This is a genomic window from Pseudomonas sp. F(2018) (assembly GCF_005508865.1).
Classification (GTDB): domain Bacteria; phylum Pseudomonadota; class Gammaproteobacteria; order Pseudomonadales; family Pseudomonadaceae; genus Aquipseudomonas.
Window position 1 is genome coordinate 1 of sequence record NZ_SCOM01000004.1, and the last position, 15,706, is coordinate 15,706.

General features: G+C 66.8%; 12 protein-coding genes. 4 read left to right on the forward strand and 8 right to left on the reverse strand.

What is annotated here, in order from left to right; all coding sequences use genetic code 11:
• Nucleotides 1-265 precede the first annotated feature (265 nt).
• Together FFS62_RS16945 and FFS62_RS16950 are read left to right on the forward strand one after the other, a co-directional pair.
• Nucleotides 266-2,569, forward strand: a complete 2,304-nt coding sequence (locus FFS62_RS16945; RefSeq protein WP_137974022.1) for a PqiB family protein — start codon at nt 266-268, stop codon at nt 2,567-2,569.
• Between the two features lie 77 nt (nt 2,570-2,646).
• Nucleotides 2,647-2,955, forward strand: coding sequence for a PepSY domain-containing protein (locus FFS62_RS16950; protein WP_137974023.1), 309 nt, complete (start codon nt 2,647-2,649; stop codon nt 2,953-2,955).
• Nucleotides 2,956-3,010: 55 nt separating this feature from the next.
• Here FFS62_RS16950 and mksF read toward each other — a convergent pair whose 3' ends face one another.
• Genes mksF through mksB form a run of 3 tightly spaced genes read right to left on the reverse strand, consistent with a single transcriptional unit; the run spans nt 3,011 to nt 7,778 of the window.
• Complete coding sequence (gene mksF, locus FFS62_RS16955; protein ID WP_137974024.1) at nt 3,011-5,830, reverse strand: Mks condensin complex protein MksF; 2,820 nt, start codon at nt 5,828-5,830, stop codon at nt 3,011-3,013.
• Nucleotides 5,827-6,531: an Mks condensin complex protein MksE gene (mksE, locus tag FFS62_RS16960; RefSeq protein ID WP_137974025.1), complete on the reverse strand. Its 705-nt coding sequence runs from the start codon at nt 6,529-6,531 to the stop codon at nt 5,827-5,829. Before mksE ends, mksF begins: the two co-directional genes overlap by 4 nt.
• A complete protein-coding gene (gene mksB / locus FFS62_RS16965) occupies nt 6,528-7,778 on the reverse strand; it encodes an Mks condensin complex protein MksB (protein ID WP_137974026.1) in 1,251 nt (416 codons plus the stop codon). The genes mksE and mksB overlap by 4 nt, the downstream gene beginning before the upstream one ends.
• Nucleotides 7,779-8,054: 276 nt before the next feature.
• Here mksB and FFS62_RS16970 point away from each other — a divergent pair, with 276 nt between their 5' ends.
• Both FFS62_RS16970 and rimI read left to right on the forward strand, forming a co-directional pair.
• A complete protein-coding gene (locus FFS62_RS16970) occupies nt 8,055-8,852 on the forward strand; it encodes an energy transducer TonB (protein ID WP_137974027.1) in 798 nt (265 codons plus the stop codon).
• A complete protein-coding gene (gene rimI / locus FFS62_RS16975; protein WP_137974028.1) occupies nt 8,849-9,301 on the forward strand; it encodes a ribosomal protein S18-alanine N-acetyltransferase in 453 nt (150 codons plus the stop codon). The genes FFS62_RS16970 and rimI overlap by 4 nt, the downstream gene beginning before the upstream one ends.
• Before the next feature lies 1 nt (nt 9,302).
• On the opposite strand, the gene FFS62_RS16980 is transcribed toward rimI, so the two are convergent.
• Genes FFS62_RS16980 through FFS62_RS17000 form a run of 5 tightly spaced genes read right to left on the reverse strand, consistent with a single transcriptional unit; the run spans nt 9,303 to nt 15,635 of the window.
• Entirely contained in the window at nt 9,303-10,094 is a 792-nt protein-coding gene (locus FFS62_RS16980; RefSeq protein WP_137974029.1) for a phosphate/phosphite/phosphonate ABC transporter substrate-binding protein, read from the reverse strand.
• 13 nt (nt 10,095-10,107) lie between these two features.
• Nucleotides 10,108-11,052, reverse strand: a complete 945-nt coding sequence (locus FFS62_RS16985) for a fatty acid desaturase (RefSeq protein ID WP_137974030.1) — start codon at nt 11,050-11,052, stop codon at nt 10,108-10,110.
• Complete coding sequence (locus FFS62_RS16990) at nt 11,049-11,924, reverse strand: proline/glycine betaine ABC transporter permease (RefSeq protein WP_137974031.1); 876 nt, start codon at nt 11,922-11,924, stop codon at nt 11,049-11,051. Before FFS62_RS16990 ends, FFS62_RS16985 begins: the two co-directional genes overlap by 4 nt.
• Nucleotides 11,921-12,934, reverse strand: a complete 1,014-nt coding sequence (locus tag FFS62_RS16995) for an ABC transporter substrate-binding protein (RefSeq protein ID WP_137974032.1) — start codon at nt 12,932-12,934, stop codon at nt 11,921-11,923. Before FFS62_RS16995 ends, FFS62_RS16990 begins: the two co-directional genes overlap by 4 nt.
• Nucleotides 12,935-12,989: 55 nt before the next feature.
• Nucleotides 12,990-15,635, reverse strand: a complete 2,646-nt coding sequence (locus tag FFS62_RS17000) for a TonB-dependent receptor (protein ID WP_137974033.1) — start codon at nt 15,633-15,635, stop codon at nt 12,990-12,992.
• Between the last annotated feature and the right edge of the window lie 71 nt (nt 15,636-15,706).

A 15,706-nucleotide genomic window follows, 5' to 3' on the forward strand; every position in this document is an offset into this window, starting at 1 on the left:
TAGTGTGGGGTTTCCCCATGTGAGAGTAGGTCATCGTCAAGCTCCTATCCCCAAACCCCCATCCGAGAAATCGGGTGGGGGTTTGGCTTTTGCGCCGAAGAAAAATATTCAGCAACCCGGCCCGAGGCATGCGGCTGACCGCCGCTTGCGTTAGGCTTGCGCCTGCTGTTCGCCCTGTTGTTGAACTAGCGTGATAGCGGGCGCTGACCTTGCTGCTGCCGCAAGGAAGCCTTCGGACCCGCTCTGAGGAATGGAGTTTTCCTGCATGACCGAGCTGAACACCGCGAAGACCCGGCGTACCACCAACTGGTCCGCCATCTGGGTGCTGCCCCTGATCGCTCTGCTGATTGGCGGCTGGCTGGCCTATCGAGCCTACAGCCAGGCTGGTATCGAGATTCAGATCTTCTTCCCCTCGGGCGATGGCATTCAGGTCAACAAGACCGAAGTCATTTACAAGGGCATGTCGATCGGCAAGGTCATCGGCATGGAGCTGGACGATCACGGCAAAGAGCGCGGTGTACGCGTCACCGTCGAGATGGACAAGCGCGTAGAGCCGCATCTGCGCAGCAATACGCGCTTCTGGCTGGTCAAGCCCAGCGTCTCGCTGGCCGGTATCACCGGCCTGGAAACACTGGTGTCGGGTAACTACATCACCGCCAGCCCCGGCGATGGCGAACCGACCCGCAAGTTCGTCGCGCTCGGTGAGCAGCCGCCATTGGCCGACACGGTGCCTGGCCTGCACCTGACCCTCAAGGCCGACCGTCTAGCCTCGATCAATCGCGACAGTCCGGTGTTCTACAAGCAGATCCAGGTCGGCCGGGTGAAGAGCTACAAGCTCGCGGAAGATCAGACCACCGTCGAGATTCAGATATTCATTCAGCCCGAGTTCAGCAGCCTGGTGCGCAAGCACACGCGTTTCTGGAACGCCAGCGGCGTGACCATCGACGCCGGGTTGTCCGGGGTCAAGGTACGCACCGAGTCCCTGTCGAGCATAGTCGCAGGCGGCATCGCCTTTGCCACCCCTGAGCATCGCAAGGACAGCCCACCCACCGATCCGGCAATTCCGTTCCGCCTCTACGAGGACTTCGACGCGGCCCAGGCTGGCATCAAGGCCACGCTCAAGCTGCAGGACTTCGAGGGCATCGAGTCTGGTCGCACGCCGATCATGTACAAGGGCATCCAGGTCGGTACCGTGAAGGCCATCAAGATCGACGAGGACCTGAGAACCGCCTCCCTCGACATGATGCTGGACCCGCGCGCCGAGGATTACCTGACCGAGGGCGCCGAATTCTGGACGGTCAAGCCTTCAATCTCCCTGGCCGGTATCACCGGCCTGGAAGCACTGGTAAAGGGCAACTACATCGCCATCAAACCGGGCGAGAAGGGCAATCCGCCGCTGCGTGACTTCGTGGCCCGGGCCAAGGCGCCACCATTGGATATCGATGCCCCCGGTCTTCACCTGGTGCTGTTCGCCGACACTCTGGGTTCGCTGGAAGTCGGCAGCCCGATCCTCTTCCGCCAGGTCAAGGTCGGCAGCATCCAGAGCTTCCAGTTCTCCCGTGATCGCAAGCGGGTGGTCCTCGGTGCGCACATCGAGCCGGCTTACGCCAACCTCGTGAACAGCTCCACGCGCTTCTGGAATGCCAGCGGTGTGACGCTCAAGGGCGGTATCTCCTCGGGCATCGAGGTCAAGAGTGAGTCGCTGCAGAGCCTGCTGGCCGGGGGCGTGACCTTCGAGACCCCGGATATGAAGGCGCCGGTCAACCGCAAGATCCAGCGCTTCACGCTGCACGGCGATCGTGACGCCGCGTTGCAGGAAGGCGTGGCGATTCAGATCAAGGTGCCCACCGGTGACGGCCTGAATCCAGGCACCTCGGTGCGCTTCAAGGGCATCGAGGTCGGCAAGGTGGAAAGCGTCGAGCTGACCGATGATCTGCAGGCCGTGCTGCTCAATGCGCGCATCACCAAGGCCGTCGGGCGCGTGGCTTCCGTCGGTAGCGAGTTCTGGGTCGTCAAGCCCGAGCTGGGCCTGGTGCGTACCGCCAACCTGGAGACGCTGGTCAGCGGTCAGTACCTCGAAGTGCTGCCGGCGGCCAAGGCCGGCAAGCCACAGCACTACTTCGAGGTGCGCAAGCAGGCGCCTACCGCCGAGACTCGCGAGGAAGGGCTGCGCCTGATCCTTAGCACGGCGCGCCGGGGCTCGATCAAGCCCGGTGTGGTGGTCAGCTACCGCGAGGTACCGGTGGGCAAGGTCACCCATTTCGAACTGGGCCCGACTTCCGATCGCGTGCTGATCCATGTGCTGATCGAGCCACGCTACGCACCCCTAGTGCGCACCGGCAGTCGCTTCTGGAATGCCAGCGGCATCGGTGTGGATGCCGGGCTGTTCAAGGGCGTGAAGGTGCGTACCGAGTCGCTGGAGGCGCTGCTGGAAGGCGGTATCGCCTTCGCCACGCCGGACAACGCGGTGATGGGCGGCCCGGCCAAACCCGGCCAGACCTTCGCCCTCAACGACGAGGTCAACGAGGAGTGGCTGAAGTGGGCGCCGAAGATCGCCCTGGAGAAATAGGCGGATTCAGCTTGGGTTAAGTCGGCCTGGTTATCTTTACTCCCGTCGAAACCAATCACTCCCGACGGAGACACGAGATGAACAAGCTGACTGCCCTTTTCGCCATCACTGCCCTCGCCACCACCGCCGGCATCGCCCAGGCCCGCGACCTGGGCCCGGACGAAGCGCTTAAGCTGCGCGACGCCGGCACCATCCAGAGCTTCGACAAGCTCAATGCCGCCGCCCTGGCCAAGCACCAGGGTGGCCAGGTCACCGAGACCGAGCTGGAAGAGGAATACGGCCGCTACATCTACCAGGTGGAGGTACGCGACGCCCAGGGCGTGAAGTGGGACATGGAGCTGGATGCCACTAACGGCCAGATCCTCCAGGACCACCAGGACGACTGATCCCCTCCCAAGAAAAAGGGCCGCATAAGCGGCCCTTTTCGTTTGCGCGTAAGGATCAGGCCGGCTCGGCCTGTTCTTCCTGCACCTTGGCCGTCTCGCGGCGCTTGATGTACTTCCAGTCCGCCTCGTCGATGTAGATGCCGTTCGGCCCGCTGCCACCTTCCAGGTCGATGGCCACGGTGGCCGATACCTGCGGCTTCACCGACGCCAGGATCGGTACGAAGCCCAGCTGCAGGCTGGTCTCGATCAGCGCCTGCTGGTTGCGCTCGTCGATGTCCGCCGCCTCGTCGAGGTAGTAGGGCAGGCGCACCTTGCCGGCCTGCTCGCGGTCCATCAGGTGCAGCAACAGGTACATGTTGGTCAGCGCCTTGATGGTCATGGTGGTGCCGTTGGACGCCGCGCCGTCGATGTCGGTGTGCATCACCGGCTGGCCACCGACCTTGGTGATCTCGAAGGCCAGTTCGAACAGGTCCTTGAGGCCCAGCTGGTTGTGGTTGGCCGCCACCAGGCGCGCCAGGTACTCCTTGGCTTCCTCGTTCTTGGCGTCCTGATCACCGCTCTGCTGCAGGTCGAACACCGACAGGGTCTCGCCTTCCTCGTACTGGCCGGCGCTGTGGATGATCTGGTCGATGTGCTTGAGCGCATCCTTGTTCGGCGCCAGGACGATGCGGAAGCTCTCCAGGTTGGAGACCTGGCGCTTGTTGATCTCGCGGTTGAACAGTGCCAGCTGGTGTTCCAGGTTGTCGTAGTCGCTGCGGATATTGCGCAGGGTACGGGCGATATCGGTGACCGCTGCGCGGCGTGCCTTGGCCAGAGTGAGGGCTTCGTCCTGGCGGTGCGCGTAGGCGTTGACCAGCAGGTGCAGGCGACGCTCGACGTCGTCCTCGCTGTCGAACTTGGCCACGCCCTTCAGGCGCACCTGGGCATACAGCGCCTCGATCTGCCCGTCGATGCGCTGCAGCGCCTGCCAGCTGTCCTGGTAGTCGTTGAGCAGCGGCTGCAGGTTGTCCAGCGAGTCGTCCACCGGGTCCATGAACGGCGTACCGAACGGCAGGTCGGCCGGCAGTAGCTGGCGACGGCGCAAGGCGTCTTCCAGAGTGCGCTGCTTGGCTTCCAGATCGGCCAGTTGGCGGCCGACCAGCTGCAGCTTGGCGGAGAGCTGCTGCACGCGCTCGGTGAAGGCGTCGGCGGCGCGCTTGAGTTCGTCCTGGGCGGCTTCCAGCTGCTCCAGCTGTTCCAGCTTGCTGGCGTCCTCGGCGGACAGGGTCTGGCAGCGACGGAAGTCTTCCAGCGCCTTCTGCGCGTCCAGCACGGCCTGGTACAGCTGCTCGGCCTGGGCCTTGCTCGCGGCGCGGTCATTGGCCACGGCCTGCTGGGTCTTCAGTTGCTTGAGCTCGCGTTCCAGGCGGTCGCGCTGGTCGCGTAGCGCCGCGCGGTCGGCCAGGGCCTGCAGGGCCGGCGGCTCGATGTGCGAGAGGTCAATGGACAGGCCGGGCACTTCGAAGTGATCGCCCTTGAAGCGATCCAACACGGCCTCCACAGCCTTGACCCAGTCATCCCCCTCGGCCTGGATGCCCTTCTCGCCCAGCGGCAGGCTGAACAGCTGGCCGTTGAACAGGCGCATCAGGCGGTCCACATCGGCCTGGCTGAACTCTTCGCGCAGGCGCGAGTAGCTGTTGTTGTCGGCGTGGTCCAGCTGCTGCTTGACCGACTTCAGGCGCTTCTCCAAGTCGCGCAGACGCTCGTCCAGATCCTCGGCGGAGAACTGCCGCGACTGCGCCAGGGCGCCGGCCAGTTCGTCGTGGGCGTCCTTGGCGGCGAGCAGCTGGGCTTCCAGCACCTTCACATCGTCGACCAGGGCGAAGCGGTTCTTCAGTACTGCCAGCTCGCCCATCCAGCGCTGGATCTCGCTGATCTCGCGCTCCAGGCGCATCAGCTCCTGGGTGCCGCCGCGCTGTTCGTGCTGCAGGCCATCCTGCTCGGCGCGGTAGTGCTCGTGCTGGGTCAGCAGTTCGTCACGGCGGGCGCCGGCGTAGTCCTGCCAGGTGCCGAGCAGGCTATCCAGCAGCGGCGACAGGCGATGCAGCTTGCCGCGCAGCACTTCGCGCTGGGCCACGCCGGCGGACAGCGCCTCGATCAGCGGGCCAGCGGTGACCAGGGCCTGGTAGTCCTGCTCCATGCGGCGCACGTCGCGGAAGGCCTCTTCGGTGGCGGCGATGTAGTCGACGCTGCCGGAGCGCAGGCTGTGCTCGAAGGCATCGAGGAACAGCTGCTTCAACTTCGCCGCGGTGATCTCGCGCATGTGCAGCAGGTTGATGAACAGCGCGCGGAAGGTCTTCAGGCTCTGCTCGCTGGTGGAGCGCAGCGGAATCAGGGTCAGGTCCAGCGGGATCGAAGTGTGGCCGCCGACCAGCAGGCGGCGCAGCTCTTCCGGCTTCAGCTCGTAGGCGACGATGCCGGCCTGGCCGAGGTTGTTGAACAGCTCGCGCTGGCGCAGGCAGGTGCCGTTGCTCTGGTAGTGCTGCAGGTCCAGCTCGCCCTGGTAGGCAAAGAACTGGTGGCCGAAGCCGCCGCCCGGGCCGCGACCGGCCACGCCGATCACGTGCGGGCCGTGGGGCAGGGACACTTCGACGAGGATGTAGCTGGTGTCGCTGGCGAAGTAGAACTTGCGCGAGGCTTCCAGGCTGTACTTGCCGAAGCTCATGTCCGACATGCGCGCCAGGATCGGGAACTGCAGGGCGTTGATCGACGCCGACTTGCCCAGGTTGTTGGCGCCGTACACCGACAGCGGGTTTTCCAGCGGGAACAGGCCGAGGCTGTAGCCGGCGGTGTTCAGCAGGGCGAAGCGGCGGATGCCGTAGCGTTCCTGGCTCATGCGTCGATCTCCTGGGCTTCACGTTCTTCGGCCATGGCGCGGGCCAGGGCGTCTTCTTCGCTTTCCTCGCTGGCCACGTCGGCGACGGGCTCGATGAGCACGATGTCGTCCTCGCCGTCATCGGCGACCAGTACTGGCGTCGGCAGCGGCAGGGCGCTGTGCAGGCTGGCGGCCAGGTCGCGGTCCTGCTGCACGGCCAGGCACACGTCGAGGAAGCGGTGCATCGGCGCGAGGAAGCGGTACACGCCGTTGTCCTCGCTGGCGAAGCCGAGCTGGGTCAGACGGCGCATGACCTTCTCTTCCAGCTCGTCCTGGGTGGTGACTTCAGCCTGCAGGAACAGGTCCTTGTACTTCTCCAGCAGCGGCGGCAGCTCGTCGCGACCGAGGCTGCCGCCATCGAGCACGGCCAGCGGGTCGCGGCCCTGGTCCGCCAGATGTTCAACGAGGATGAAGGTAAACAGCGCCAGGCGCTGGGCGGTCTTGTTCACCTGGGCGCCCATCTGCTCGGGGACGAAGTAGTAGAAGCCGCGGGTGTCGCAGGTCAGCTCGTAGCCGAGCGACTTGAACAGCGCGCGGTACTGGTCCTGCAGGTTGGACAGCTGGGTATACAGCTCCGGGTCGCGGCGGCTGATGTGGTAGCCCTTGAACAGCTCGCGGAAGATCGGCGCCAGCTGGGTCAGTTCTTTCAGGTCGATATTCATGCGGTAGTGGTCCCGGCCGGCTTGATCAGGGCGTAGGAGCTCAGGCTGACCTGATGCTCGCGGGTGAGGTAGTCGCGGCGCTCGAGGCGCTCACGCTGGAAACGGCTGTCGCGGGACAGGCGCGAGAACCAGTAGAGCAATTCGTCGGTGGCACCGTTGGGCTCCTGGTCCAGCAGCCAGCCCATCAGGTCTGGCAGCGGCAGGGCCTGCTCGCAGCGCTCGATCATCTCGCGGGCGGTGCGGGGCGCGCGTTGCGGTTCGCCCTTGCGCGTGCCGCTGGCCTTGGGGAATTGCGACGGCTTGGGCTCGAAGCGGGCGAGGGCATAGACGTACGCCTCGACCTGCGAGGCGGTGCCGAGGAAGGTGCTCTGCGGACGGCTGTGCAGCGGCAGCGAGGCCTGCGGTACGGCGTCCAGGCCCTTCTTGCGGATCGCCGCCAGGGCCAGCGCCGCGCCACGGGTCACGGCGTTGTGCCGACGCGCTTCCTCGCGCAGCGGCAGCAGCAGCTCGCGGGCCTTGCGCAGGGTCAGCTGGGCAGTGGTCTGCATTTCCAGAATGCGAGCGTGGGTGCGCAGCAGCAGGTCATCGTCGACCAGCTGGCCGAGGCGCTGCTGTTCGCCGAGCAGCTTGAGCAGCACCTGCTCGACGCGGCGTACGCCCTGCTCGAAGGCACCGTCCGCGGCGACCAGCTGGATCATCGGCTCGACGTACTCGTCCCAGGTCGCCAGTACTTCGGCGTAGCGCTGGCGCAGCGGGATCTGCCGGTCGCTGGTCTTGGCTCGCTCGGCCACGCCGATCAGCGCCTGCTCGTCGTTGCCGAGCTTCTTCAGTACATCGCGCACGCGCATATCGAGCAGGCGCAGCTGGCGCGCCAGATCGTTGCCGTCGCGCACCTCGAAGGCGTCCTGGATATAGCCCGCCAGGCGCTCCAGATGGCGCAGGTAGGCTTCGATCTCCAGGCACAGGCCGAGGCGGTGTTCACGCCGCAGGTAGGCGAGGAAGTCGTGGATCTGCGCGTTCAGCTCGAAGCGGTTGGGGCTCTTGGCCACCGGCACCAGGATATCCAGGCGGATCCACTGGTCGAGCAGGGCGGTGATGTCGGCAGGGCTGCCCTCGGGCAGTTGCGCACCGAGCTGGTTGCGCAGCTCGATCAGGCTCAGGGTGCCGGCATCGAAGCGCTCGCACAGCGGTTCGAGCAGCGTCCAGTGCTCGGCGAGGGCGCGCAATACGCGCTTGGGGTCAATCATTGGGGCATCCGTTCTGCGGGCTGCTTTTCTGATCTGCTGCGCGTCGGCCAGCCGGCGTTAAAAATGGCTTCGGAATGCTCATTTACAGCTCGTAAACTCCGCTTCCTCAGCCATTTTTGCCTTGTCTGGCTCTAGCTCGCGAGATCATCAATAGTTCAAAGGCGGCGGAATTGTACTGCAAAGGTGCACAGCTGGCCGTCACGCCCATCGGCCTTTTCCCGAGGGCCGATTCAGGCCACAATTCGCGCCTGATTCCGCCTTGTCTGGAAGCCCCTCTTGATCGAAGAAGTCCGCCGCCGTGCCTATCTGACCGCCATGCAGGTGGCCAGCTGGCTGCCGCGCGTGGAGCTGCCGTTCGCCGCGCCGTCGCGCGCCGAGCTGCTGCAGCCGCAGCCCGAGCCGGAAGTCGCACCCGCCGCGCCCGTGGTTCCCGTGGCGGCGCCGGTGGTCGAGGCCAAGGCGCCGGTCGAGCCGCAGCGCCCGGTCATCGAGGTGCCGCGCCCCTCGGCCGCGTCCAAGGTATTCGCCAAGCCGGAGGCCAAGGCCGAGCCGGAAGAGGCGCCGGTGGCCGAGGCCAAGCCAGTGGTGCCGCCGCCACGCTTCGCCCTGCAGCTGCTGCGCGCCGGCGACTGCGCCCTGCTGGTCGAGTTGGCCACGGGCGAGCCCTTCCAGAGCCGCGACCCTTCCTATCTGTTGCTCAAGGACCTGCTGCGCGCCGCCGGCCTGCCGGACGCCCCGCAGCAGGTCGGCGACGGCTCGCCGATCCGCTGGCCGCTGCTGTCGCGTGGCAATCTCGACCAGGGCCCCGAGGCCGCTCGCGATTACGTGCAGGGCGTGCTCGCCGGCCAGCTGGAAAGCCAGCCCTGCAGCTGCCTGTGGCTGATCGGCCTGCCGGCCGTGCGCTTCGCCGGTGAGGCGGACGAGCAGGCCTACAACCGCGAGCTGCAGGTCGAGGGCCTGGGCGCCGCCTGGGCGCTGCCGAGCCTCGAGCTGCTGATGGACGAGCCGCAGCGCAAGGCCGAGCTGTGGCGTGCCATGCGCCGGCTGATGCCGCGCTGGAAAGCCTCGGCATGAGCGGCGCCATCAGCTTCCGTCCGATGACCGAGGCGGACCTGGACCGCGTGCTGCAGATCGAGAACGCCGCCTTCAGCCACCCGTGGAACCGCAACCTGTTCGCCGACGGCCTGAAGTCCTACGACTGCTGGGTGATGTTCGACGGCGACGAACAGGTCGGCCACGGCATCATCCAGGTGATCATCGACGAGGCGCACCTGCTCAACATCACCGTGCGTCCGCAGAGCCAGGGCCGGGGCCTCGGCCTGCTGCTGCTGGAACACCTGATGCGCCGGGCGATGGAGCTCAAGGCCGGCGAATGCTTCCTCGAAGTGCGCGCCAGCAACCAGGGCGCCTACCGCCTGTACGAGCGCTACGGCTTCAACGAGGTCGGCCGGCGCCGCGACTACTACCCGGCCGCCGGCGGCCGCGAAGATGCGCTGGTAATGGCCTGCACCCTGATCGATTGAATCAGGCCAGCTCGGCGTAGCCGGCGCGTTCGGCCTGCTCCTGGTAATCGAGCAGCACCTGGTAGTCCTCCGCACGGGCCGCCTGCACTTCCTCTATCCCCAGTATCCGCGCCACGTCCGGCAGCTCGAGCAGGGCCTGGTTCATTGCCGCGCGAATGGTTTCGCCCTGTTGTTCATCCAGGCCGCGCGCGCCGATATAGGGCAATGTCGGGCTGGGTGCGCTGCGCGCCAGCACCCGTACTTCGGCGACTTCGGCGGGGGCGTGGGCGGCCAGGTAGGCGAAGGTCACGCTATCCACGGCAGTCAGCTCGGCCTGGCCAGCGGCGACCTGGCGCAGGCTGGCGCGATGCGCGCCGCTGACCTGCACCTCGGCGAAGAAGCGCCCGTCGCGCTGCAGCGGCAGCAGGCGGTGGCGCAGCAGGTTCATCCCGGTGTTGGAGTCGAAGCCGTTGATCACCGCGCGGCTGCCGCGCAGGGCGGCCAGGTCCTCGCGTGGGTCATCGCAGCGCACCAGCAGCAGGCTGCAGTGCCAGCCGTCCTGGGCATCGGCGAGGCGATAAACGGGGCGCCCGAGCACGCGCACCTGCCCGCGCAGTTCCTGCATCAGCGGGTAGCCGCAGGTCTGGGTCAGCAGCAGCTGCGGCGCCCGCCAGAGTTGGCGCAGGTCCCGGCCATCCCAGCGCTGCCGGCCGCCGCCCAGCAGCTGGTGGATGCGCTGCAGCCAGGCCTCGTTGGCTTGTTGCACGGCGGCCGGCGCGGGGTACATGGCCAGTTCCAGGTAGTGATCGGTCATCGGGCAACTCTATTCAGGCAAAGGGATGGCGCGGGCTGTCGACCGGGCGCAGGGCGTGTCGGCGGGCCAGGGCGGCGTAGCCGTGCACCAGGAAGTCGCCGCTGCGGGCGCGCCATTGCTCACGGCGCGCCTGGTAGATGCGCGGCAGGTAGTACCAGGGCAGGCCGGGCAGGTCGTGGTGAACCAGGTGCAGGTTGATGTTGAGGAACAGCCAGCGCAGCGGCCAGCCGGCTTCGTTGAGCACCGAGCGCTGCTCGGGGCGGACCGCCGGGCGGTGTTCGTAGAAGGAGCGCAGCATGGCCAGCGATAGCGCCGGCAGGCTGACCCACAGCAGGTAGTCGAGTGCCGACAACGCGCTGTAGTGCTGGATCAGCGCCAGCATCAGCAGGGTCAGGGCGCCGTGGGTCGACCACATCAGCCAGGCCTGGCGTTCGCCCCGCCACAACCTGGCGCCTTCCTCGCGTGCCAGGGCGACCAGGGCCAGTGGCGCGCCGAGCAGCAGGCGGCCGAGCAGGGTCTTGTTGGCCCAGGCCAGCCCGCGCTGCACGGCGTTGCTGCGCTGCCAGGCCTGCGGCGCCAGGTAACGGCTTTCCGGGTCGATGCCCGGCAGGGTCAGGTGGTCGTCGCGGTGGTGGGCCAGATGGCTGTCGCGGTACAGGGTGTAGGGGTACCAGATCGCCAGCGGCGCGTAGCCGAGCAGCTTGTTGAGCCGCCGCGAGCGGGTCGGGTGGCCATGCAGCAGCTCGTGTTGCAGCGATAGCCAGAGGGTGACCAGTGGTACCAGCAGAACGATGCTCGGCCAGCGCCCCAGCACCTGGCTGGCGGCGAGCAGGCCCAGCCAGCCGGCGTAGGTGGCGAACAGCAGCAGCCAGGTCGGCCATTCGCTGCGGGCGGTGAAGCTGCGCCGCAGCGTGGCGATTTCCTCGCGCTGGGCGGCGTCCAGGTAACGATCGCTCACGGCTTGCCCTGGCCCGTTTCGATGGCCCGGCGCGACAGGCCGTAGCCCTGGGTGATGCGGTCGATCACCACGGCCAGCGCGACGATGGCCAGGCCGGCTTCCACGCCCAGGCCGACGTTCAGGGTCTGGATGCCGGTCAGCACGTTCTCGCCCAGGCCGCGTGCGCCGATCATCGACGCCACCACCACCATCGACAGGGCCATCATCACGGTCTGGTTGAGGCCGGTCATGATGGTCGGCAGGGCTAGTGGCAACTGCACATGGCGCAGGCGCTGCCAGCGGTTGGCGCCGAGGCACTGGGCGGCCTCGTTCACCGAGGGGTCGAGTTCGCGCAGGCCCAGCTCGGTCAGGCGGATCAGCGGCGGGATGGCGTAGATCAGGGTGGCGAATATCGCCGGCACCTTGCCCAGGCCGAACAGCATCAGCACCGGGATCAGGTACACGAAGCTGGGCAGGGTCTGCATGATGTCCAGCAGCGGCGTCAGCAGGCGCCGCGCCAGCGGCTTGTTGGCCAGCAGGATGCCGCTGGGAACGCCGATCAGCACGCTGAGGCTGGTGGCGACCAGCACCAGGGCACAGGTTTGCAGGAGCTTGTCCCACAGCCCGACCACGCCGATCAGGAACAGCAGGCCGACCAGCAGCAGTGCGCGCCGCCAGCTGCGCGAGGCGTGCCAGGCCAGCGCGCCGACCACCGCCAGCAGCAGCCACCAGGGCAGCAGGCGCAGCAGGTTCTCCAGGCCGACCACCAGTTGCAGCAGGCTGTCGGAGAACTGGCGGAAGGCATCGCCATAGTGCAGGACCAGCCAGTCGACGAAGCCGTTGACCGCGTTGGCGATGGAGTAGTGCAGGCGCTCGGGAAACATCGGACTCACAGGCCTCCGCGCACACGCTCGGCGACATCGGCCGGCAGCCAGTCTTGCCAGACTTGCGGGTGCTCACGCAAGAAGCGCTGCGCCGTTGCGCGCGGTGCCAGGCGCTGCTCGCTCATCTCGGCCAGGGTGGCGTTGAGCAGGTCGATGGGCAGGTCGACCTTGCTGAAGAAGGCCACCAGGTCCGGGTACTCGGCATGGAAGGGCGCGGACACGCCGATCGCCAGGTGCGCCGGTAGCGAGCGCGTGCCGCGTGGGTTGGGGTGGTTGGCGTCGGCCAGGGTCTTCCAGGCTTCGGCGTCGAAGGGCGGCTCCTCCAGCTTGACCAGCTTGTAGCGGCCGAGCAGCGGGGTGGGCGACCAGTAGTAGAACAGCACCGGCTTGCCGCGGCGGATCGACGAGCTGATCTCGGCATCCAGCGCCGCGCCGGAGCCGGTGCGGAAGTTCACATAGCTGTCCTCCAGGCCATAGGCCTTGAGCTTCTGGCTGTTGACTATCTCCGAGGTCCAGCCGGTCGGGCTGTTGAGGAAGCGGCCCTTCTCCGGGTTTTCCGCGTCGCGGAACAGCTCGCGGTAGCGCGGCAGGTCGGTGACCGAGCGCAGGTCCGGGGCCATGGCCGGGATGCCTTTGGCGGCGTCGCCCTTGATCACGTACTCCGGTACCCACCAGCCTTCGCTGGCGTTCTTCACCGTGTCGCCGAGGGCGAACACCTTGCCTTCGTTTGCGGCCTTGATCCAGCCCGGGCTGCGCCCTGCCCATTCTTCGCCGATGACTTGGATGTCGTTGCGCGCCAGCGCGGTTTCCAGGCTGACGGTGCTGCCGGGCAGGGTGTCGGTCGGGTAGCCGTAGCCCTGTTCGACGATCAGCCGGAGGATCTCGGTGATCAGGCTGCCGCTCTCCCAGGTGATGTCGCCGAAGTGAATCGGCTGGCGCTGCTCGGCGGCCAGCGCCGGTTGCGCCAGCAGCCCCAGGGTCAGCAGGGAGCCGCCCAGCCATTGCTTGATGCGTGTCATGTTCACCTCTCCTGTTCGAAGATCGTCGGCCCGCCTTGGGGCGGGCCGTGATGGCTTAGAAGTCGTAACTCAGCTTGGTGTAATAGAAGGTGCCTTCCGGCGCGGCCGGGGCCAGGTAGCTGTACTGCTGGGCCGGGGTCTGGCGCAGGCGCTGGTTGAAGTCATCGGGATGGCTGTCGAACAGGTTGTTGGCGCCTACCGAGACTTTCAGCTGCTTGGTGAAGGCGTAGTTGATGTCCAGATCGGCCACCCACTGGGCGGAGAAGGTCTGGTCGTACTGCGCATTGCTCGCCGACGAGGCGTATTTGCGGTACTCGCCGAAACGCGTCACGTACAGGCTGGTGGTCCAGAGGCCGTAGCCGTGCACGGCGCCGAACACCAGCTTGTCTTCCGGATAGCCATGCTCCAGGTAGCCACGCGACTCGCGGGTGACCGTCTCGAAGCCATGCGGGTTCGCGTGCACCTTGTCGATGGTGGTGCGGGTCTTGGTGTAGCCGGCGGACAGGGCCAGGTCGCCGTACCGCTGCAGTTCCAGGTTGTACTTGCCGACCACGTCCACCCCGCGGGTGCTGGTGTCGGCGGCGTTGGTCATGAACTGCGCCCAGGTGTACTGGCCGTAACCGGCGTCGGCGAGGATCTGCTCGGCCTCGGGGCCGGAGATGCCGCCGCTGAAGAGGATGCGATCGCGGATATCGATGCGGTAGGCATCAATGGTCAGCGAGGCCTGCTCGCTCGGGCGCAGCACCAGACCGAAGGACAGGTTGCGCGACTTCTCCGGCTTCAGCTCCTCGGCGCCCAGCGCCCGGGCGGCCGGGTGGTCGACCGGCAGCATGCGGGTCAGCACCGGGTTGCCGGCGGCGTCGACGTTGGTGGTGGTGGTCCAGGACGTGCCGATCTGGCCGAGGGTCGGTGCGCGGTAGGCATTGTTGACGGTGGCGCGCAGGCCGACCTGCGGGGTCAGCTCGTAGCGTGCCGAGAGTTTGCCGGTGGTGGCCGAGCCGAAGTCGGAGTAGTGCTCGGTGCGCCCGGCCAGGCCGAGTTGCAGCTTGTCGGTGAGCTGATTTTCCAGGCCGAAGTAGAGGCCGCCGACATCCCGGTTGAAGGTGCCGGCATCGTCCGGCTGCAGGCCGGAAGCCTGTACGGCACCGACCTGTACGCCGTCGATGCCGCCGTAGGCGTAGGAGTCGTAGTCGCCTTCCTGCAGGCGGTAGCGCTCGTCGCGCCAGGCCACACCGGCGGAGATGGTCAGCGGGTTGGCCGACCAGTCGACGTCCAGGTCGCGGGCGTAGTCGAGGGTCAGGTTGGTCTGTTCGTTGATCAGCGTGGCGACGTCGAATTTGGTGGGGCTGGCCGCTCCGTAGCTGGGGTTAACCGTGTCCGAGGCCTGCTCGTCGTGCTTGTCGCGACCATAGGTGGCGCTCAGGTCGAAACGGCCGATGGCTTCGTCCTCGAAGCGCGAGCCGAACGTCACGGCGGCATCTTCATAGCGATAGCGGTACTGCGGGATGGTGCCGTTGGGGTAGATCTCCGGCACGTTGTTCGGGTTGCTGGCCAGCAGCGGTGGGGTGTTGTTGAACGACTTGTCCTGGCCGTAGGTGGCGAAGCCGTACAGCTGCCACTGATCGTTAAGGAGCACTTCGGCGTTGGCCGCCAGATTGAACTTGTCGCGGCTGGCGCCGCCCCAGCGCGGGTCCTGCACTTCGCCGTCGGCCACGTACTTGTCGCCGATATCGGTGGGCTTATTGTTCTGCCCGTTGAGGCTGAGGGTGAGGAAGCCGTCACTCGGCAGGCCCAGGCCGTACCAGGCATCGACGGCCTTGCTGAAACCGTCGCCCTGGTCGTAGCGACCGACCTGGGTGTTGACCTGGCCGCCGTTGTCGCGCTGCTTGAGCACGATGTTGATCACCCCGGCGATGGCGTCCGAGCCGTATTGCGCGGACGCTCCGTCACGCAGCACCTCGACATGGTCGATGGCGCTGATCGGGATCATGTCGAGGTCGACCGACTGCGCGCCGATAAAGGGCACGCCGCCGGAAATGTTCACCACTGCCGAAGCATGCCGGCGCTTGCCGTTGACCAGCACCAGGGTCTGGTCCGGCGACAGGCCGCGCAGGGAGGCGCCCTTGGGGTCCTGACCGCGGGTAGCGCTCTGGTTCTGCGGGAAGTTGAACGAGGGCAGCAGCTGGAACAGCGCCTGGTTGAGGCTGGTAGCGCCGGTCTGCACCAGCTCCTGGCTGTTGATCACGTCCACTGGAGCTGCGCTGGTCAATGCCGTGGCATCGCTGCGGCGGGTACCGATGGCCACCACCCGATCGAGCATAGGTGCGGCTTCTGGTGCGACTGCCGGGACGGCGGCGCGTTGCGCGGTTGGCTTGCCGTTCTCGACAATGATCAGGGCGCCGCCCGGGCTGATCTGCAGCTGCAGGCCGGTACCCTTGAGGGCGCGCTGCACGGCCGCTTCGGCGGACAGGTTGCCCTCGACCGGCGCCGAGCGGCGGGTGCCGACGCTCGGCGCGAAAGAGATGACCTGGCCACTCTGCCGGCTGATATCCAGCAGCACCTGGTCCAGCGGGCCGGCCTCGATGTGATAGTCCTGCGTGCCCCCGGCAGCTTGTGCGCCGTTCAGAATCAGCCCCGCCACCGTGCCGGCAATCCAGGCCGCCAGAGCGCGTCGCTGCACATTGGGAAATTTCGTGTTCATGCCCCCTCCCGAGCTTTATTGCGCGGCCATGCTTGGCCGCGCTTTCGTAGGGGATGTGCGTCGAGGCGGGG